This is a genomic window from Pseudoalteromonas sp. P1-16-1b (assembly GCF_001401785.1).
GTDB lineage: Bacteria > Pseudomonadota > Gammaproteobacteria > Enterobacterales > Alteromonadaceae > Pseudoalteromonas > Pseudoalteromonas undina.
The window spans coordinates 44,772-64,777 of record NZ_LKGQ01000004.1; the positions used below are offsets into that span (position 1 = coordinate 44,772).

Genomic DNA, 20,006 nt, shown 5'->3' on the forward strand with positions numbered 1-20,006 from the left:
AGTTCACTCCTTATTTAGAGCCTGCAAGCGGCGTTGCAAGGTAAGGGAATGTGGCATTCATCATTGATGCATTAACAGGTGCGCCATCAGTAAATGGCACAGTGCCTACGTTTGCATCTTCTGGAGTACACAGCCCTAAATCAGTATCTGTACCTGCAACGGGGATAGGGTGGCACAAACGCCCCATTACAACTCGTAGCGCAATATCTACAACATCATCACCAGGGCGTCGTCCATTCGGGAAACCAGCTAAGTCGTCACCTGCAACGCCAAATGCTGATTGGTCGGCCTGCGCAGTCGCTGCAATAGCGGTATTTAGACGCAGCATTTCTGAAGGTGTTACCGTTGCTTGTTGGTTTACCCCTGCAAAGCCTGTCAAAAATGCAGTAATTAAATCTGTGCGTGGAAAATTAGTGGGCGCAAGAGTCTCTAGGCTAGCACCTAGTGTTGTATTAACCGCATCTTTAAATAAGATATTCAGAAGCTCGGGTAAAGAGGGGTGTGATACATAATCTAAAAATTGTCCATCGTCTTTAGGGTGAGATGTTGAGAATGTATCTTTATCTTTAATGCCAATTACAAGCTCATTGACTAGCGGGTTACCTAATCGAGAAACCTGAGTCAATGCCCCTCCATTAACCGCATTATTTGCAAATTTTGCATTAGGGTTAAGCACGCGAGCTTGAGGTAAACTAGCTGTTGTCCACGAACCAATGACTTGATTACCTTCGCCTACAATGCAGGCTTTTGGTACTTCAATAGCTATTGACGTAACGTTTTTGTCTGCGAGATCATCATTATCGGCTGATTGGGTTATACCGCCTGGGAAACCTCCACCATCGGCTGCCCCTGGCGAGCTGTCACCTTCAACTGGAACATAATTAACTAAATCAAAAGTTTTACCTAAGTTAACTACAAATGGGTCTTTACGTTGACCGACAAAAACTCTCGCCATGCCTTCACAGTCGGGTATGGCAACTTGATAGACAAACTGATCAGCATAGGCTTGATATTCTGTCATCGATCCAAAGGTTTTATTACCTACATAATCAAGTGGTTTAGAGAACGAGCTAGAGTTTGTAGTGGTATTATTTAGGGTTGTGGTAGTGCCAGTTCGTTGTGGTCCGCTGATCATGGTCATACTGTAGGACTCGCTAAAGTTTACAGCAGCGTCATTACCTGCAGAGATGCCGCCAACATTTTTAAGAGGTACTGAAACGGTCCGCTGATTACCCTCTGGTCCTACAGTCAGTTGTACCCCTTGATTATCATTTGGCAGCATACTTTCAAAGTTAAACGCAAATGTAATATCTTCTATAGCGTCTCCATCATTGTCAATGTGGATGCTATAAGTAGCATCAGGGTCCATTGCAAAGTAATTTGGGCCACCATAAGCATCTTGTAAAGGAATGTAGTTTGCGATGAGGGTTACGTAATCGCCTCGGCCTTGCTCATAACTATTAAATATATAAAAATCGGTAGAGTCTAAAGTTGGGAAGCGGCTTATATTTGGTGCTTCTCTATGGCTAGATGCTTCACTTGGTGCACTTATAAATGTACTGCATACCATTACTGCAAGTATTGATGGAGTAAAAGCTTTCATGACTTTGTCCTTTAGTTTTGTTTGAAGTCATAGCTAATAACGGACAGGATAGTTAAGTGGATGCAAAAAAGTTAAAAGTATTTATTTTTTGTTACTTTTTATGCTGATCGCTTGAAGTAAAGCGACCAGCATCAGTTTATAAAAGTACTAATTCTGTGGTGTATAGTACCTCAGTAGGTAAACCATTCGGTGAACCGCCAACGGGTTCTAAACTAACCGCTAATAATGTTATGTCGGTTGCTTTAAATAGTTTACTTTTGAGAATAGTTTTATCGCCATTTTTGGGTAATAAACCAAGGGAGACAGGGGTATCTTGCCCTTTAAGTATCATCCACAGTTCGTAGTCTCTATCTGTTCGAGCTATTAGTTGGTTACTCGCTTTAATAGAGAGCTTATGGTTACTTACATTTATAAACCACAACGGTTGCTCAGTTTGATTTTTTACTAAAGCTATTTGTTGTGTCTGCTTACTGTTGGTAGTAGGTTGAGTAACTAAAACAGCTAAAATAATACATGCGGCGGTCGCTAAAAATGACCATGCACGCCAAATAGAAGGTTTTATTATTAGCTGTGATTTTTCTAATTGTGGTTTATTTTCGATACGCCGCATTATCTCATGCCATGTGGCATCTGATGGTGTTTGTGGGCTAATAGCACTCGCTAGGTTATTAAGGTTTTGCTCCCATATATTGGTCGCTTCTCTCGCTTTATTTGAAACTAGCATGAGTCGCTGAAAACGTTTACGCGCCAAGCCGGTTAATGTGCCAAGTACATACTCTGCAGCAAGCGAGTTAAGTAATTCTGGTTTGTTATAGTTCATATTGTTAAACACCTTTGTAGCTGTATTAACCCTCTGCGAATCCAACTCTTAACTGTTCCTAATGGTGTATCGATATGATTCACCAGTTCCCTGTGACTTAATCCTTTGTAATAGGCGAGATGAATAGCATGTTTTTGCTGCGGTTCTAATTGCTCGATGCAGTTAACTAATTTAGTATTTTCATCGTAATTAACATCAATTGTGTGAATATCTTGCTGCTCTTCTGCTAAGGGTTCTTCCTTACGGACTTTATAATACCTGAGTAGATCAAGGCTTCTGTAGCGAATAATACTAATCATCCAGCTTATTACAGTTCCTTTGGAGGCGTTATACTCAGACGCATTATGCCAAACTTTAATAAACGCATCTTGTAGTGCTTCTTCAGCATGAGCTCTGTTAGACAACATATTAAAACTAATTGCAAAGAGTTTGCCGCTCGTTTTCTGATATAAACGTGAAAAAGCATGTTTGTCTCCTTGTGCTGTTGCACACAGCAAAGAAAGTAATTCGTTATTTTCCATAATTATCCTATTTTTTATTATTAGTATTAGAACGAGTAAACACGATATTTAGATGCAAAAAGTTGAAAATTAAAATTTATCAAAATTTTTTATATAGATAGCAATCAAAGAGCATAGTATGCTTTCATCATACTGTGAATAATTTATTCGATGAGATGTAAAAACTGCATACCATGTTAATCTTTCTTATGTTGATTTAACTTAGAACTACCGATGCAGAGCAGGTAGCTAGCTAAGTTACTACCTAAGTTTACTAATGGCATAATGATTGCTGGATATGATGATCATTTAAAAGTGTAACACCAATAAAAAGGAAAAATTATGTGGGCTGCAGTAAGTTATCTTGTAACAGCATTGGTATTTATAGTATTGGGATTAACGGTTAACTCCATTTACTTTGCAGTTGCGTTTTTTTGGACTGCACTTTCGCTACTATTAGTCAGCGGCGCTTATTTTTTCAACGCAGGGAAAGTATTTAGAAAACGCGAAAATGGCGTTATCCCTTTTTACATTCGCTGGGCCTTTGTGCCTTTTTTATTAGGTGCGCAAATTTATAATGCGTGGTCACGTAAGCGTGACAAAGTACCGCCCATTCAGCAAATAAACGATAATCTATTTTTAGCATGTCGTTTGTTCCCCTCAGATATAGACACATTGAAAGAAAATGGCATTACCGCTATTTTGGACGTTACCTGTGAATTTGATGGCCTTGAATGGACATCTACCCAAGAAAATATCGATTATTTGAATATTCCTGTTCTTGATCACAGTGTGCCTACACACTCACAGTTAAACCAAGCCATTAACTGGATCCATCATCATATTAAAAAAGACCGTCGTGTTGTGGTGCATTGTGCATTAGGGCGTGGACGCTCGGTGTTTGTTATGGCGGCATATTTATTGAGTCAAAATAAAGATGCGGATGTGCATGATATTCTTGCACAAATAAAAGAAACACGTGAAACTGCGAACCTTAACAAACGCCAATTACGCCATTTAGTTAAGCGCCACCGTAAGGGGGAGCTACTGATAAAAAACAAAGCGTACTTAATTGCTAATCCGGTTTCAGGCACTAAGTTGTGGTCTGAAAAAGAGCATTTAATTGTTGCGCGTTTATCTGCGTATTACGATTTAACCATTTTAAAAACTACGCCAGAACAAAATGGCATTACATTGGCTAAACAGGCTATAGAAAACCACCCCGATATTATTATTGCTTGTGGTGGCGATGGAACTGTAACTGAGGTTGCCAGTGTGTTGGTAGGTACGTCTTGTCGATTAGGAATAATACCACTGGGCACAGCAAATGCACTCGCTCATGTATTAATGGGGATAAAATCTAAATTTATTCCTGTTGAGCAAGCATGTGATTTAATCATTGATGGTCAAGCTAACCTTATTGATACCGCGTATTGTAATGATGAGCTGATGCTATTATTAATTGGTATTGGCTTTGAGCATGCAATGATTGAAAAAGCGGATCGAGAGTCTAAAAATAAATCAGGTCAACTTGCTTATTTAAATGGTTTTTTACACTCATTTGGCGAAAATAAAGCGCAACAGCTGATAGTTAAATTAGATGATAATGAGCCTGAGACTATTAATACAAATAGTTTTATTGTGGCAAATGCTGCCCCATTCACTACGTTATTAGCGCAAGGGGGCGGGCAACCCGACCACCGCGATGGGTTATTGGATGTAAATTGGTTAACGCCAAACAAAGATAATGAAACCACGGTATTAAGTATTGCTGAGCTGATGTTTAGCAGTATTACGCAAACGCATCTTGCTATTAACTCGCATTATACCAATGCAAAACGTGTAGAAATAAGCGCAGATGAAACGCTAAATTACGTGATTGATGGCGAGGTAAAATCTGCAGATAAAGTGGTGGTGAGCATTCACCCTGCGTCGCTAAATGTAATATGCCAAGAGCAAACACCTGATTAGAAAGGCGTATGTATTACGCCATTGTTATTTTATGAGCCTTTTATTTTTTAATAGAAGGCCATACAAAACCTGATGTATCAGGTTGTGAGGATTCTGACTGCTTAGTCGGTTTATTTCTAGGCTTACGTAACGGCTTGTTATTAATGGTATGGATATAAAGCGCTTCTACTTTATCTCTTGCCCAAGGCGTTTTACGTAAAAATTTTAAGCTTGATTTTATACTTGGCGAATCTGTAAAACATTTGATATTTACTTGCTCGCCCATTGCTTTGAAGCCTAAACGTTGTTCTAGTTCAACAAGAATTTGCTCTAAAGTTACCCCATGAAGCGGGTTTTTTGGTTGATTATTCATAGTCACACTGCTTTTTTAAACTGCATGTATTGTAGCGTATCCCACCGCATCTTAATAGTTTAGAGATGGCTGACAAATCCCAGATTGTTAATCTTGATTAATTTACAGTAATAGTAGAGGGCTTCTTAGGATAAATAAGGTTACCTTGTTTATCGAGCTTTAGCCAAATTAACTGACTGTTGTTATGTTGGGGGTATTTAGCAGCACAAATAAGGGTAACAGAATGAACTTGCAGTATGGCACCTTCGCTATAGCGTTTATTATCATACCAGCACTCAGTATTAGTGTTTATAAGCTGGGTAGCATCAACAATAGGAAGCGTTTGTATTGTGTTAGCGTAGCTTAAAGCTGAAAAACACAAGCATAAAACAGCAATAATAAAAGTAAAATAATAACGCATGAATAACCTCAAGGTGTTTAAAATAACTACACTTAGCAAAAAAACATGCTAGGGTAAGTAAGACAACTTCAGTAAAACACAGAACAATAAAAAGGTGAACACATATGCTATTTAATCAAACGATGATTGACGAATTTACACTACTTGCCAAATTCCCACGCGAAAGCAAAATGCAGGGCATTAAACTCCATTCAGATGCTGAACCCGCTTTACTGAGCGCAGCACAACGTTTGTTTGATAAAGGCGTTATTGATAGCCCAGATGGCGGTTATTTAACTGATCTGGGCTTAGACTTAATTGAGCACGTCACTGTAATACACAGTGCGTTAAAAAGTTAGTTTGCGTCGGGTTGATTTTCTGGGGCTGCATCAATAAAGGCGGTCAACTCATTACAACGCTGATAAACGGCTGCTATTTTAGGGTAGGCAGCCATATCTACTTTAAAGCGAATGGCATTAAATACCTGTGGCACTAAACATACATCAGCTAAGCTTGGCGAGTCGCCTGCGCAAAATGTATTTTTGCTATCAAGCATGCGTTCTATTTTTTCAAAACCAACTTCAACCCAGTGTCGGTACCACTTATTTTTTGCTTCATCATCAACATTAAGTTCACTACTTAAATATTTAAGCACTCGCAAATTATCAATAGGATGGATATCACAGGCAATTGCATAACTTAAATTGCGAATGTGTGCTTTTTGCCAAGCATTACCTTGCAGTAATGGTGTTTCAGGGTATTGCTCTTCAAGGTACTCTAAAATTGCTAGAGATTGACCTAATACGCCGTCTTCTGTTTCTAAAGCCGGTAACAGCCCTTGAGGGTTTTTCTGTAAGTAATCTGTGCTTTGTTGTTCTGATTTTAATAAGTTAACAGGTACCAATTGATGATCAATATTTTTTAGATTTAATGCGATTCGAACACGATACGCTGCAGATGAGCGAAAATAAGTATAAAGCTTCATAATCTTATTATCCTTGATTGCCATTAAAGTGTTTTTTGATTGTGCGCCAGCAATCAGTGTAATTAGCTTGACGCTCTTTACCTTCTAATGCGTATTTAGTCGGCGATATTACATAACGTGACTCAAACATAAACGCCAACGTATTATCGTAGCGTTGTGGCTCTAAATCGGCGTTTGACGCTTTTTCAAATACGTCTGCTTCAGGACCATGCGGCGACATACAGTTATGTAAGCTCATGCCACCTGGCACAAAGCCATGCTCTTTTGCATCATATACCCCTTCTATTAAGCCCATAAACTCACTCATAATATTACGGTGATAGTAAGGCGGGCGGAAAGTGTTTTCAGCCACCATCCAACGCGGTGGGAAAATAGCAAAATCGATATTTGCAACGCCTTCAGTACCCGATGGTGAAGTGAGTACGGTAAAAATTGAAGGGTCGGGGTGATCAAAGCTAACGGTATTCATGACATTAAAGCGAGCTAAGTCGTATTTATAAGGCGCACTATTGCCTGTCCAAGCAACAACATCCAGAGGAGAATGACCAATATCACAACGAAACATATTGCCATTAAATTTAGCAATCAGTTCAAAATCACCCTCAATATCTTCAAAAGCCGCTACTGGATAGTGAAAGTCACGATCATTCGCATAACCGTTGGCACCAACAGGGCCGCGCTCAGCAAGGACATAGGCATGGCCGTAGTTTTCACAAATATAGCCACGGGCAGTGTCGGTTAGTAACATTACTTGAAATTTAATACCACGCGGAATAACGGCAATTTCGCCGGCTTTAATAGTTAAATGCCCAAGTTCTGTTTTAAGTAGTAGTTCACCTTGTTGCGGTACAAATAACATTTCTCCATCGGCATTATAAAAAAAGCGCTTGTCCATGGATTTATTGGCGACATACACATGAATGCCAATACCGGCTTGCCCATTCGCGCTGCCATTGGCAGCCATAGTGATTAAGCCATCGATAAAGTCAGTGGGTTCTGCTGGTATATCAATGGGATCCCAACGCAGCATAGTTGGTGGAGTCGGTACTTCGGTAATGGGAGCGGTTCTAATTAAGCCATTGTCTATGGCTGTATAATCGCCTTGCACAACCGATGGGCGAATACGATACATCCAAGTGCGGCGGTTATCAGAGCGCGGAGCGGTAAATGCAGTGGTACTGAATTGCTCCGCGTATAAATCATATTTTACTTTTTGCGGACTGAATTGCCCAATCGGTAATGCACCAGGCAGCGCTTCGGTTTCAAATTCATTGCCAAAGCCGGTCATGTAGTTTAATCGTGTCGCCATTACAGACTCCTGTGAAAGTGGGGGAGTGTTATGTTTTTGTTATTTACGCTAAGATACTCTCAAGTGAGACTAATATCAAATACACTGCTTATGACCGTTGTAAATAAAAGTGAACAGATAAAAGTCGTATGTAAATAAGTGATTCAATATGAAAATAGATTTAACGACATTTTTACCCTATCAATTAACACACTTAGCAACACAGGTAAGTAATGATTTTTCGAGTATTTATAAAAAAGAGTTTGATTTAACTATTCCTCAGTGGCGAATAATGGCTAATTTAGCGCAATCAGGCCAAAGCACAGCAAAACAGTTATGTATTCAAGCAGATATGGATAAGTCGACAGTATCAAGGGCAGTAAAAACGCTAATAGATGAAGGGCTTATTTATAGTGAGTTAAATAAGTATGATAAGCGCGCTGCATTTTTAATGTTAACTGATAAGGGCATGGCTTTGTATGAAAAAATAACGCCACAGGCATTGCAGTGGGAGCGTGAATTATTAAGCTGCCTGTCGGATGAAGAACAACGCCAGTTAATCGCTATTTTTGATAAATTGAAAAATAAATTACATGCATAAAAAAGCCCACAAAGTGGGCTTTTAAATACACTAATTTAATTAATCAAATTAGAACGTGTAACGAACACCTACACGCATTTCCCATAAAGAGGCATCGCGTTGTACAGATTGCTCAGCACTACGTGCACTGAAGTCTGAGTAAACGTATTGACCTTGATCATTCGTTTTAACTTTAAGCATTCTATTACCTACGAATGAGCCTTTTCTTAATACACCCCAGTCATCGTTTAACATATTAGTTAAGTTATCGATTACGAAGAATGCTTCACCTTTATGGCCGTCCATAAAGCCTGGTAACTCTTGAGTAATTTTAAAGTTAAATTTAACGAACCAATCAGAGTTCTGTTGGTTACGACCTGCGATTTCACCACGCTTAAGACCTTCAGATGCGATAAAGTCGTTAAACTCGTTGATTTCATCAGCACTCATGTCGTAGATCACATTAGGATCGTTTTCAAGCGGTACATATAGCAATTGACGCGAGCGATTAGAGTTTGCGTCACCAAATGCACTATCGCTTCCGTTAAATGTGAAGCTATAAGGTAAACCTTTGTATGCTTCACCAAATAGGTTGAAGCGAGTGTTATAACCATCAAAGAACTCGTGCTTATAACCTAGGTTTAATGTAAAGCGATGTGGGATTTCGTAATCAGATGAAGCCACGCCAGGGTTACCCGGGTTTGATGTTGCTAGGTTACCGTAGTTTGAGCTGGCTACAGAACTAGTCATTGGGTTTACATCATCAGCATCAGTGTAAGCGTAAGAGAACTGCATACTTACGCCGTTATCGAATGCTTTGCTTACTGCTGCTGAAATAATTGATGATGAACCGCTATCACCGTTAACATTAGTTAATAATAGCTCGCCATCACGACCTTCAATTGATTCATACAATGGACGACCGTCAAAACTTACTTCACCAGTAGGGCGAAGTGCGATATCTCGTAATGTCGCTGCATCGCGCTTATCAGTGTAAAGGTAATCTAGAGCAATTACATAATCGTTTTCAGTAGTGTAGGTTGCACCAATCGAATATTTCCATTCTGATGGAATTTCAAAGTTAGGATCTACTGCATTTGTTGTAGCATCACCTGAACCAATTTCAGTATTCGCTACTTTATCAAACATATCTTGTGGAACGTCATAACCTGGCGTACCACCGTTTACATTCGGTGTATCAAATAAATCTACAAATGTTTTAGCATCGTCACCAGTACCTACTACGTAAGAGTTACTGATATCGCCAATTCTAGCTCCGATATTTGTGATGCCATCATTTGAATATGAGTTAGACAACCATACATTTGGGTTACCGCCTGAGAACAAGCCAACACCTGCACGCACTTCTAGTGCATCGGTTGCATACCACTCAAAACCTACACGTGGTTGAATTAAATCAATACCGTCAAACGTTGACTGGTTACTAAAACCGTAGCGATCAGTATAGTTTTGGTTTAATGCTGGTTTGTCATCGCTTGAATAACTATCATAACGAAGACCAAATGTTAATGATGCATCGATATCTGAAAAGCTATATTCATCTTGTACATAGAATGTATTTTGTGAGTAAGCGAAGTTAGCAGCTGCATCTGTTGGATCATTTGTGCCTGCTGCATTATTGTAATACACAGCACTTGCTATACCTTCCTTGTAATCATCGATAGATGCAAAACGCCACTCACCCTCAGTATGCTGTACGAATTGATTAAATACTTCTAACTTCTCATACTCAAAACCAGCAGTAATCGTGTGTTGATCAAGGTAGTAAGTACCTGAGAACTTAGCTGTTGTGGTGTCGTAGTTTAAATCATTTGATTGACGAGAGTCATCAGGACCTACGTAAACAGTGGCAGCTTTAGTATTGATTTGGAACTCACCAAAGCTGCTTGCCGCGTCTAAAGATTGAACACGAGCGTCAAGCTCTGATTTACCTAAGCGAACTTCAGTTGAGAAATCATCATTCCAATCAGAGTAAAGTGATGCAACAATTGAAGTAAACTCAGCACCTTGCTCATAAAAGTGGCTGTCGAATGCAAGCTCATCACCATCTGCATCTGATTGCGATAAGGTAAAGCCATCATTGTAGTTATAAATTAGGTTAGCACGGTGATCATCGTTGATGTTCCAATCTAATTTTACTAAGATTTTTTCATCTTCTACTGGTGAGCTTGCTGGTGTAGCACCGGCTTCGTAACCATAAACATCACGTGTAATCTGTCTAATTTCATCAATTTCTGCAGAAGACACTAAAGATGAATAGTTAAACTGTTTAACACCTTCAAGTTTTTCGTAAGAGGTGAATAAGAAAAGCGTATCATTGATTAGTGGTAAGCCAACGTTGAAACCATAACGTTTTTCACTGAAGTCACCGTTATCAACGTCATTACCTTCAATCTTATCGCCTTTCATTGAATCGTTAGTGTAATCGTAGAATACACCACCGTGAATGTCGTTGCCGCCAGATTTGGTAACTGCATTGATGTTACATGATGTAAAACCACCATATTGAACATCAAATGGTGCTAATTCTACTGCTACTTGCTCGATTGAATCAAAAGAGAATGGAGCGCGAATTGTAGGGTAACCGTTTGAGCTTAAGCCAAAGTTATCGTTCATGCGAACGCCATCAAGGGTTAAGCTGTTAAAGCGTGGGTTACCACCACCACAGTTGATTGAACCACGGCTATCATCGATAGCAACACGAGGGTCAATACGAATAATATCTTTTAAATCACGGTTAATAGCTGGTTGATTTTCAAGATCGCTTAACGTAAATGTTGAAGCAGGACCCGTACCACCAGACATAGTGCTGATAGGGCGACCTGTAACAACAATTTGCTCAATATCTGAGATATTTTCAAGTGAAGTATTAACAGGGTAGTCGCTACCAATGTTCAAAATAATATTATTGAACTCTTGGTCAGCGTAGATGTCTGAGTCTACGATTACTTTGTAAGGGCCGCCAACACGAAGACCTTTAGCAGTAAAGTAACCAGCGTCATTTACTTGCGTTGTTTTAACAGAGCCAGAAGGCACATGTAAAATTGTTACTTTAGTGCCGGCAGCAGGGTTACCGTTAGGGCCCATAATCTGCCCTTTAATTGCAGAAGTTGTTTCGTTTGCAATTGCAGCACCACTCACACCAACACATGCTGCTATAGCAAGTGACAGAGCTGTTTTGCGAAGTTGAATTTTCATTTTATTTTCCCGTGTAGTTAAATAAACTTTTAATAGCTTTTTTATTTTAATTTTGGACTAAGCGACCGCAAAATACACTTAATCCAAAATACTTACATAGTGTACCTTATTTGTTTGTTACAAATAAAATACAACTGTAATTTTTTTATTATAAAACACTTTATTTTTGAAATTTAGCATTTTATCTATGTTTCAATATTTTACCGTGCAGATAGTAAGTAGTTTTTATGACAAACAGATGAAAAGTTATTTTTTCCATAAAAAAAGCCATTACATGCATGTAATGGCTTTTTTAATTTTATGAGCTTTTGATGTGCAAGTTATAGGTTAAAACTTATAGCTAACACCGATTTTAGCTTGCCAAGCTGATGAGCTAGTTTGATATTGGCTATAGTTACGAACATCAGCACCATTAAATCTGCTATCAATTATATAACGACCTTGATCGTCTAAGCCGCCAAAGTCGTAAACTGCTTGGTCAGAGAAACCTAAGCGCTTTTCTACGCCCCAGTCACTGTTTAATAAGTTGGCAAAGTTATCAATCATAAAGTAAATCTCACCGCTATGACCTTTTGCAAAACCTGGGATCTCTTGTTTAACGCTAATATCCATAGTGGTAACCCATGGTTGCGTGCCTGAGTTACGGTCTAAGATTTGACCTCGCTCAGAAATACCCGCTCTATTAAGTAGTGTCTCAAGTTCACTCCATGATAGCCCTGATTCATCCCAGTTTACGTTTGCATCATCTGCACCAGTTGGAATATACGCTAAATAAGCTGAGCTTGAATAAAAGTCACGCGTATCACCTAAGTCACTATCTTGATACATACCCATAGTATAGCTAAATGGACGACCAGAGCGACGTTCAAAATACACATTAAATCTTGTGGCATAGCCACTGAAGAACTCAGTGTTATACGCTAAATTAACTTTAAAGCTATGCTCTACTTCATATGCACCACGGGCAGCAAAGTCTTCATTTCGGCTCTTAGTGATATTGTACTGATAGTTGCTTTGTGCACGTGATGAAGAACCTGAAGACGCTTCTGTTACATCTTGATGTGCATAGCTTGCTGAAATATAAAGGCCATTTTCCCACTCTTTAGCAAGTGCTGTTGAAATAATAACAGAACGACCATCATCAGTTGAGTTAGTCATTGCGATATCAAAGTTATCAGCTAAGTCACCGCTGTAAATACTTTCATAGATAATACGTTCGCCGTCTGCCGCTACACCTACAGGTTTAATGGCGGTGTTATGCCACACAGCTTCGTTTTCTTTTTTGTGATAAGCAATTTCTGCTTGCCATTTAAAGCCTTCACCTAATAACTCAGAATCAAAGTCGTACTCAAAACCAAGTTGTGCACGGATGCTTGACGGTAGTTCAAAATTTGGGTCAACATAGTTTGTGCTACCTGCACCTTGAACTAAAGAGCCTTTTATGGCATCTGGTACTTGAGTGATATCAGCTTGATTATTAGCATAGTAATCGTCAATAACGCTCTGTGGTGCATCTACAAAAGTAATGCCATCGTTTTGGAATGAGTTATTGTACCAAACGTTAGGGATACCACCTTGGAAACGACCTACACCACCGTTAACTGTTAATGCTTCTGTAGCGTAATACTTAAAGCCAATACGCGGTAGAATAATATCTAACCCATCGAGGTTTTCTTGATTGCTAAAGCCATAGGTGTTTAAAAAGTTTTCGTTGAGTGTTGGTTTATCATCAGAAGATAAACGCTCATAACGAACACCTGCTGTTACTTCTAAATCATCACCAACATAAAAAGTATCTTCAATGTAAAGTGCTAATTGATTTCGGGTTGCGTCGTAAGCGGTGTCATTAGGGTTATTTGTAAAGGCATTGCTGTAGCTAAAATCGTACTTTCCTTTGTAGTTACCTACTTCACGATTTTCGAAACCATTAAAGTTATCAAATTCCCATGAACCGAGTGAGTTAGCTGCAAAAAGGTTGTATAAGTTTAACGACTCATATTGCATACCAAAGTTAATTTCATGCTCGTCCATTAAATAAGTGGCATCAAGAGAAAGTGTTAAATTTTCTGTTGCTGAGCTATTTGCATGGCGAAACTCATCGGTACCAAAGTTATAAGAAGGTCCGCGGAAGTATTCTTCAACTTTAACGCTACCAATATCAGAATTTGTTAAACTTCTCGATGATACATCTTTGTATGCAATACCGATTTCAGTTGAAAAGTCTTCGTTCCAATCTGAATATAGCTTGGTAGCAAAGTTATTAAACTTGGTTGCGTAGGTATAACGACTTGATGCAAACTGAACTGATGTGCCACCAGTACCAAAGTTTGTTTCATCTTTGTCATCTTGCCACTGATAGGTAAAATCTAAGCGATGATCATCAGCAATGTTCCAGCTTAATTTTACAAGTAATGTTTCGTTGGTGTCTTTAGGGTCGCCTCCAAGAGAGTCTGTTAAGCCGTATTCGTTATTTAGAATATTAAGGAAACGGTTATAGCTTTCTTCACTCACATCGTATTCGTTGGTTGCGCCTGAACCTTCAAAACCATAATCTAAATCTAGTTCGCTTGACCATTTATTGTAGTTAACAAAGTAAAATAAGGTATCGTCTATAAGTGGGCCGCCAACATTAAAACCGTAGCGTTTTTCAGTTTGGTTAGGTTCTACTTGTTCAACAATGTATGTGCGGTGACCATCGTCATCTAAAACAGGGCGGTTATCAGCAGACACTTGAGATATGCTGTCTACATCGCCAGCAATATCTGGTGTTGATGTTTCGTAAAAACCAGAAAACTTAAGTTCGTTAGTACCTGACTTAGTTACCGCGTTAATAGTACCACCACCAAAGTTGCCTTTAGAGGCTGAAAATGGAGAAACATCAACAGAGATCTGCTCAATCGCATCAAGGGCTACAGGGGGCTGCGAAGTAGGGTAGCCGCCGTAACTTAAACCAAAGTCGTCATTTTGGCCAATACCATCTACAGTTAAACCATTTGTACGTGGGTTGCTACCGGCAAAGGTTAGCTCGCCGCTACCATTAATACTAGCAAGTGGGTTTAAACGTGCGATGTCTTTAATGTCACGATTAAAGCTAGGCATGTTGTTGATGGTATCTTCACCAAACGTGCTGCTAGAACCACCCGATTGTTGGACAATTTTATAACCAGACACTTCAATTTTTTCAATATTGAGTGGTGCTAATTGCGACGTTAATCGGTAAGTTTCGCCAAGGTTTAAAAAGATGTTTTCAACGGTGGTATCGTTAAACGTATCAGAGTCGATGATCACTGTATATGGTCCACCAACACGTAAACCATTGGCTATAAAAGTACCACTTTCATTGGTGGTTAGCTCACTGATTGTGCCGGTAGGCTGATGAACGACCTTAATTTTAACGTTTGCAGCGCTCGCACCTGAAGGTGTGGTTATTTTACCACGCATTGCAGACGAGGTGTCAGCAGCCATAGCGCTTGTTGAAACTCCTAGAGCAAGAATTACTGCTCCAGTTAATTTCGAAAGGCGAAGCTTAGTCATAATGTTGATTTCCCATTTAGATGATTTAAGTTAGAAACTGAATTTATTTTTTGATTTGCTGTGTTAAAGCCATTTTTGATTTCTTGTTAGTAGGATCAAATAATGTATTTAACAATCCAGCTAAGCGAATACCAGCTTGTTGCAAGCGGGTTTTCACAATAGGGGTGTTAGTGAAAATATAGTCGTAGCTAATATTCTCATCTGTTGATTTGTATATTTGTAAAGCAAGGTTATGTGACTCTTCAAGCCAACTTGTTGGCGTACTGTGTAAATACTCGCTAATTAGTTCGCTGTTGTTTGTATTTATAAATTGAGCATATTCAGTAAAAGATAAATTTTCATTTTCTACTAGCTTAGTATCCCACAAGCTATGAAGATTGGTTTGTTGGTTGAAGAAAGAAACCTTAATGCGATTACCGCCTCTATCTTCAGCCCTACCTGCATGAAATGGTTGATGGCTGTCGCCGACTAAGTGCACTAAAAAACGTAAACTAAACTGCTTGGCTGCAAGGCTTGCTTTGTCATCCTTCAATACTTTAATTGAATAGTGAATGCCTTCTAATATGTTTGTTACTGATTCTTTATGTTCAGTGTGTTCGTGGTTAAAGCTAAATTTTGCATCGTCATCTGCGTTAATATAGTGCCAGCGTGATGATTTTTTTTGCCAAAAATCACCTGGTGCAGAGCGCATTTCATCTGGCCATGTTGAAACCTGTGCTAAAGATTCACCATTAAGATAAGGAATAAGTGCAGCTTTAGTGTTTTCGCTTATGTGCGACTCTGCAATTTTCCCAACGACGCGGTGGCCATTTTGCCCCCAAGCATTACAGTCTGTGCTTGCAAATATTGCACTAATTAATAGTGTTAATGAAAGCGAATATTTTACATTTATCTGCATCGAGGCATCCTAGTAAGTGTGATATCTAATTTGTAAAAGCTTATAAGGTCAATTGTCCTCATTTTTCATCATGATAGAAAGGACTCAATAAAATTCATACTTTCCTATTTAATACTCTTTAAAATCAATATCTTGAGTTTTATGGGTAAAATTACCTATTGTAATAAGTAAATAAAATTGTTCAAATGAGTTATTACTCTATTTTAAATCGGTGTTTTTTGAATATTAAAAAGTTAATGTTGCATAAAACGGCAATTGTTACATTTATGTTTATAGCACTGTTGTTTAGTTGGTTTGCAGGTCACTTAGTTGTGGGTGAAAAAGAAATAGTCTTTCCTGTGATGATAAAAACATCAACGACATGTCAAACAACGACAACAGCTAATCAAAATCAGCTTATAGTATTTACCCCCTCAAAGTATGTTGCTCAATTGCTCACTCAAAACCTGTGTGACGATAAAGTCGTGGCAAAGCAATATGGGTCTGTGATTGGTTATTGGGGCTACAGAACAGTGGATAGCTTAGAGTTTGTAGGAAAAGGTATTGCGGATTTAATTTTAGCTAAAAATAATATTATGGAAGCGTTTAGAGCTGAGACTACTTACAATTATCAACCCGTGGTGGGCTTTTCAGATTACACCGCGTTCTTTATATCTTCAAAAGAAAAGCCACTGATCACTAAACAGTATTTTTTAGACAAAAGAATAGGCCTGCTAGATTATCCAACTAGCCGCTCTGGGCATATTTTACCAAAACAAACATTTAAGCAATTAGGGCTTAATATTGCTCAGCTAAAAATAACCTATGCCAGCTCACATAATGAATTGAGGGAATTATTGGCGAACGGGCAAGTTGATCTTATTGCCTCCTTTTGGAGAGAAAATGATAGTAAGCGCTTCTCAAAAAATTATATTACCCCTATAAGCAGTAATGTTGCAGGTACCCGTTGGTACTTAAAAATGCAGCATAACAATACCGATTTACTATGTGCTGTGCAGTCTCACTTACTAAGTATGTCTAAAGAACAATCGTTTCGATACTATCAAGATGTTGAGCCATATTGGCAATGTAATAATTACCCCGTTACCTTTATAGGGGAGTCGTAATGAGAAAGCTTGTATCGTCATTAGGTGTTTTTATATTATTCATCGTTTTTTCTGTCGTGTTTTATATTTCAACAACACATAAACAGCAACAGGTAAACAAGTTACAAATAACCCAAATAGAAAAACAAATCGCTTTAGACTTACCTTTGCTCGATTTATCAAATGAGCTGCTTAAGCACTCGGGTAATAAAGCGGCTTTACAGCATTATATTCAAACAGTAAATGCTCAGATTCAAGGTACGGGTATACAGGTGATTTCGATAGTGCCAAAGCACGAGTTTAACTTATCCTTGAAAGCCGATGAGTTTATTCGAAAACTAAATAGTAATAATAGCGTGGTGTTTATTGTTTTATCTTTAAAGCAAGCATATTTTTCGGCTGATGTAGTGACTATTTATATACTACTTTTTGGTATTAGTGTATTACTTATGTTCATGATGAAGCAGAGTATTACTTATCAAAAAAATAAAAAACTAGGTACTGAGCAAGACTCAATTGCCCCAGAATCAAAGTCATTAACACTCGTGATTGATTTAAAAAGTAAAACATTATCCAATAGTTATTATCCTGAGCAACAAGTAGCCTTAGCAAATAAGCCACTATGTTTTTATTTAGCACTTGTTGAATTTTGTACTAATAATCCAGAGGTTAAACTTAACCATAATAAAAATGTGCCCGAGGAGTTGCTAGAACTTGCAAATAAGTACTTTTATCGGTTAGTTGAACTCGGGCATACTATTAGAAAACGGCCAAACTTTAATAACAGTTTAGAAAAAACCTTAAGCGAAATACGTGCGGCGCTAGATGATGTATTAAATGATTGCCCAGAGCAGAAGGAGTTGTATTATCCGCCAAAGGCATTTGGAGAGGGCTCTCGTTCACGGATGCACAGCTATGGCTTAGTAAATGTTAGCCAAGGCAATATAGAAATAATAGGAAAGTAATTTAGTTTTATCGTTTAGGGTGAGTGATTTGTGGGCTGAAATGTTTGATTAACTAGCTTTGCTCTCACATAAAGTTTAATGAAGAGTGTCATTAGCATTTTAATGACACTCTTCGCTGTTCACATTAGATTATTTAGGTGCAAATTCACGAGCATCAACGGGGCTATGTTCAGCAAAAAATCGCTTTAAAGCTTGCGAGTCAGTTTCATCAGTGCTTACAAAACCTGCCATTTGTGTAATTTTTGGATAACTATCGCCACCTGAAGCGTTATATTCATTAATACTCATGCGGTATGTTTTGCTTATATCAAGCGGTTTTCCAGCAATGAACACGTTAGTTACCTGCTCACCTTTCAATTCAAATGCTAAGTTATGATATTGCATGTAAGCCCCAGAGTCGGGTGGAAAACGTGTCACAACGTTTAAATAGGTTAAAATATCACTGCCTTTGAAGTCGATATAGGCGACACGATTTTTGAAAGGTTGTACTTTAAGTATATCTTTATAGCTCACGTCACCTGCATTAATGCTATCGCGAACACCGCCACCACTAATAATACCAAAATCCGCACCCACGGTGTTTATTTGTGCTTGGATGATGACGCGCGCAAGGTTTGTTTGTTCAAAGCGTACTTTGTTGCGATCTCCCTCAAGTCTGTCATTGACGAAGCCAATTTTACCTTCAATTTGCTTTGCTCCTTTTTGTTGGTACGCCGCTAAAAAGGTTTGCAGTTCTGGATCTGGTTTAATGTAATTTGCTGAAAGTACGGATTTTACGCTCCCGTCTTTTTGCTTTTTATCTACGTATAAATTAACGGGTAATAATTGATAACTGAGCAGTGATAATTGGCCACTTTCCAATTTAAACTCCGCTTTTCCCACATACTTGCCCCATTCATGGGCTTGCATTATCCATGTTCCATTTTGCTGATCTGGTTTACAGGCTAAACCCGGTTTAAAGTGCTCATCAGTAACATTTTCAGCAGCCATACACACTGGCTCTTGGGAATGGCCACCAATAATCATATCAAGGGCGTTTTTATCTAAAGAACGAGCAAGTGTGACATCACCAGGGGCATTGATCCCATAATTAGCATCTACATAATGGCCCATATGCGTTACCGCAATGGTAATGTCAGGGTTATATTTTGTTTTTAATGTTTGTGTAAGTGAGGCGGTTATTTCAACCGGATCTTTAAAATCTAAGTGACCAATGTATTGCGGGTTACCAATTTTAGCAGTGTCTGTGGTTGTTAAACCAATAACGGCAATGGTTAAGCCGCCTTTATTAAATATTTTATAGCGCTCAAAAATAGTTTCGTTAGTTTGTTTATCGAAAATATTGGCAGATAAAAGAGGGAAGTTAGCCCATTGCTGTTGTTGTTTTAATACACTTAATGGATTATCAAACTCGTGGTTACCTAATGCCATTGCGTCATAGCCAATTTTCGACATGCCTTTAAAATCGGGCTCAGCAAATTGCAGGTCTGATTCAGGGATGCCGGTATTAATATCGCCACCTGATAATAATAACACCTGATGTCCTTGTGCCTTTGCATCTGCTCTTAGCTGGTCAATTAAGGTTTTACGCGCAGCCATACCATATTCGCCTTTTTCGTTATGCCAAAAGCGACCATGGTTATCATTGGTATGAAGAACTGTTAAATATTGTGCTGCAGGTTTATTGACAGAGTCGCTGGCACAGCCAGATAAACCAAGGAAAAAAACAAGAAATATAAGTGTACGCATAAAATACCTATTGATGAATAAAAGCTCAATCTAGTAGGTGGCTAGTTTAAACTAGTTCGAGGTTAAAAAAACGCACTT

Annotated in this window: 16 protein-coding genes; 5 read left to right on the top strand and 11 right to left on the bottom strand. The window is 38.6% G+C overall.

Annotated features, from left to right (window positions below; all coding sequences use genetic code 11):
• Window positions 1–10: 10 nt before the first annotated feature.
• The 3 genes from AN392_RS04305 to AN392_RS04315 form a co-directional block, all read right to left on the bottom strand.
• Window positions 11–1,603: a DUF4331 domain-containing protein gene (locus AN392_RS04305; RefSeq protein WP_010389064.1), complete on the bottom strand. Its 1,593-nt coding sequence runs from the start codon at window positions 1,601–1,603 to the stop codon at window positions 11–13.
• Between the two features lie 136 nt (window positions 1,604–1,739).
• On the bottom strand, window positions 1,740–2,423 hold the full coding sequence (locus tag AN392_RS04310; RefSeq protein WP_055011946.1) for an anti-sigma factor domain-containing protein: 684 nt from the start codon (window positions 2,421–2,423) through the stop codon (window positions 1,740–1,742).
• Window positions 2,420–2,944: a sigma-70 family RNA polymerase sigma factor gene (locus AN392_RS04315; protein ID WP_055011947.1), complete on the bottom strand. Its 525-nt coding sequence runs from the start codon at window positions 2,942–2,944 to the stop codon at window positions 2,420–2,422. The genes AN392_RS04310 and AN392_RS04315 overlap by 4 nt, the downstream gene beginning before the upstream one ends.
• Window positions 2,945–3,265: 321 nt before the next feature.
• Between AN392_RS04315 and AN392_RS04320 the strand changes: the two genes are divergently transcribed.
• Window positions 3,266–4,894 carry a diacylglycerol kinase family protein gene (locus AN392_RS04320; protein ID WP_055011948.1) on the top strand — a complete coding sequence of 543 codons (1,629 nt, stop codon included), beginning with the start codon at window positions 3,266–3,268 and terminating at the stop codon, window positions 4,892–4,894.
• 40 nt (window positions 4,895–4,934) lie between these two features.
• On the opposite strand, the gene AN392_RS04325 is transcribed toward AN392_RS04320, so the two are convergent.
• Window positions 4,935–5,246 (bottom strand): VF530 family DNA-binding protein, encoded by a 312-nt coding sequence (locus tag AN392_RS04325; RefSeq protein WP_010389056.1) that lies wholly within the window; start codon window positions 5,244–5,246, stop codon window positions 4,935–4,937.
• 97 nt (window positions 5,247–5,343) lie between these two features.
• Complete coding sequence (locus AN392_RS04330) at window positions 5,344–5,646, bottom strand: DUF1496 domain-containing protein (protein WP_054201254.1); 303 nt, start codon at window positions 5,644–5,646, stop codon at window positions 5,344–5,346.
• Between the two features lie 104 nt (window positions 5,647–5,750).
• On the opposite strand from AN392_RS04330, the gene AN392_RS04335 reads away from it, so the two are divergent.
• On the top strand, window positions 5,751–5,984 hold the full coding sequence (locus AN392_RS04335) for a TIGR02647 family protein (RefSeq protein WP_008464346.1): 234 nt from the start codon (window positions 5,751–5,753) through the stop codon (window positions 5,982–5,984).
• On the opposite strand, the gene maiA is transcribed toward AN392_RS04335, so the two are convergent.
• The gene (gene maiA, locus AN392_RS04340) at window positions 5,981–6,610 is read right to left on the bottom strand and encodes a maleylacetoacetate isomerase (protein WP_055011949.1); all 630 of its coding nucleotides are present in this window, start codon (window positions 6,608–6,610) and stop codon (window positions 5,981–5,983) included. The genes AN392_RS04335 and maiA overlap by 4 nt on opposite strands.
• 7 nt (window positions 6,611–6,617) lie before the next feature.
• Window positions 6,618–7,919, bottom strand: coding sequence for a homogentisate 1,2-dioxygenase (hmgA, locus tag AN392_RS04345; protein ID WP_055011950.1), 1,302 nt, complete (start codon window positions 7,917–7,919; stop codon window positions 6,618–6,620).
• 148 nt (window positions 7,920–8,067) lie between these two features.
• On the opposite strand from hmgA, the gene AN392_RS04350 reads away from it, so the two are divergent.
• The gene (locus AN392_RS04350; RefSeq protein ID WP_055011951.1) at window positions 8,068–8,499 is read left to right on the top strand and encodes a MarR family winged helix-turn-helix transcriptional regulator; all 432 of its coding nucleotides are present in this window, start codon (window positions 8,068–8,070) and stop codon (window positions 8,497–8,499) included.
• 48 nt (window positions 8,500–8,547) lie between these two features.
• Here AN392_RS04350 and AN392_RS04355 read toward each other — a convergent pair whose 3' ends face one another.
• The 3 genes from AN392_RS04355 to AN392_RS04365 all read right to left on the bottom strand — a co-directional run bounded on the left by AN392_RS04355 (window position 8,548) and on the right by AN392_RS04365 (window position 16,129).
• Window positions 8,548–11,697: a TonB-dependent receptor gene (locus AN392_RS04355; protein ID WP_010389045.1), complete on the bottom strand. Its 3,150-nt coding sequence runs from the start codon at window positions 11,695–11,697 to the stop codon at window positions 8,548–8,550.
• Window positions 11,698–12,024: 327 nt separating this feature from the next.
• A complete protein-coding gene (locus AN392_RS04360; RefSeq protein WP_055011952.1) occupies window positions 12,025–15,231 on the bottom strand; it encodes a TonB-dependent receptor in 3,207 nt (1,068 codons plus the stop codon).
• Window positions 15,232–15,274: 43 nt separating this feature from the next.
• Window positions 15,275–16,129: a S1/P1 nuclease gene (locus AN392_RS04365; protein WP_055011953.1), complete on the bottom strand. Its 855-nt coding sequence runs from the start codon at window positions 16,127–16,129 to the stop codon at window positions 15,275–15,277.
• Window positions 16,130–16,365: 236 nt separating this feature from the next.
• On the opposite strand from AN392_RS04365, the gene AN392_RS04370 reads away from it, so the two are divergent.
• Both AN392_RS04370 and AN392_RS04375 read left to right on the top strand, forming a co-directional pair.
• Window positions 16,366–17,235 (top strand): hypothetical protein, encoded by an 870-nt coding sequence (locus tag AN392_RS04370; protein WP_041709394.1) that lies wholly within the window; start codon window positions 16,366–16,368, stop codon window positions 17,233–17,235.
• Window positions 17,235–18,179 carry a hypothetical protein gene (locus AN392_RS04375; protein WP_055011954.1) on the top strand — a complete coding sequence of 315 codons (945 nt, stop codon included), beginning with the start codon at window positions 17,235–17,237 and terminating at the stop codon, window positions 18,177–18,179. Before AN392_RS04370 ends, AN392_RS04375 begins: the two co-directional genes overlap by 1 nt.
• Window positions 18,180–18,308: 129 nt before the next feature.
• Here the strand turns inward: AN392_RS04375 and ushA are convergent, their stop codons facing one another.
• Window positions 18,309–19,928, bottom strand: coding sequence for a bifunctional UDP-sugar hydrolase/5'-nucleotidase UshA (gene ushA / locus AN392_RS04380; protein WP_010389033.1), 1,620 nt, complete (start codon window positions 19,926–19,928; stop codon window positions 18,309–18,311).
• Between the last annotated feature and the right edge of the window lie 78 nt (window positions 19,929–20,006).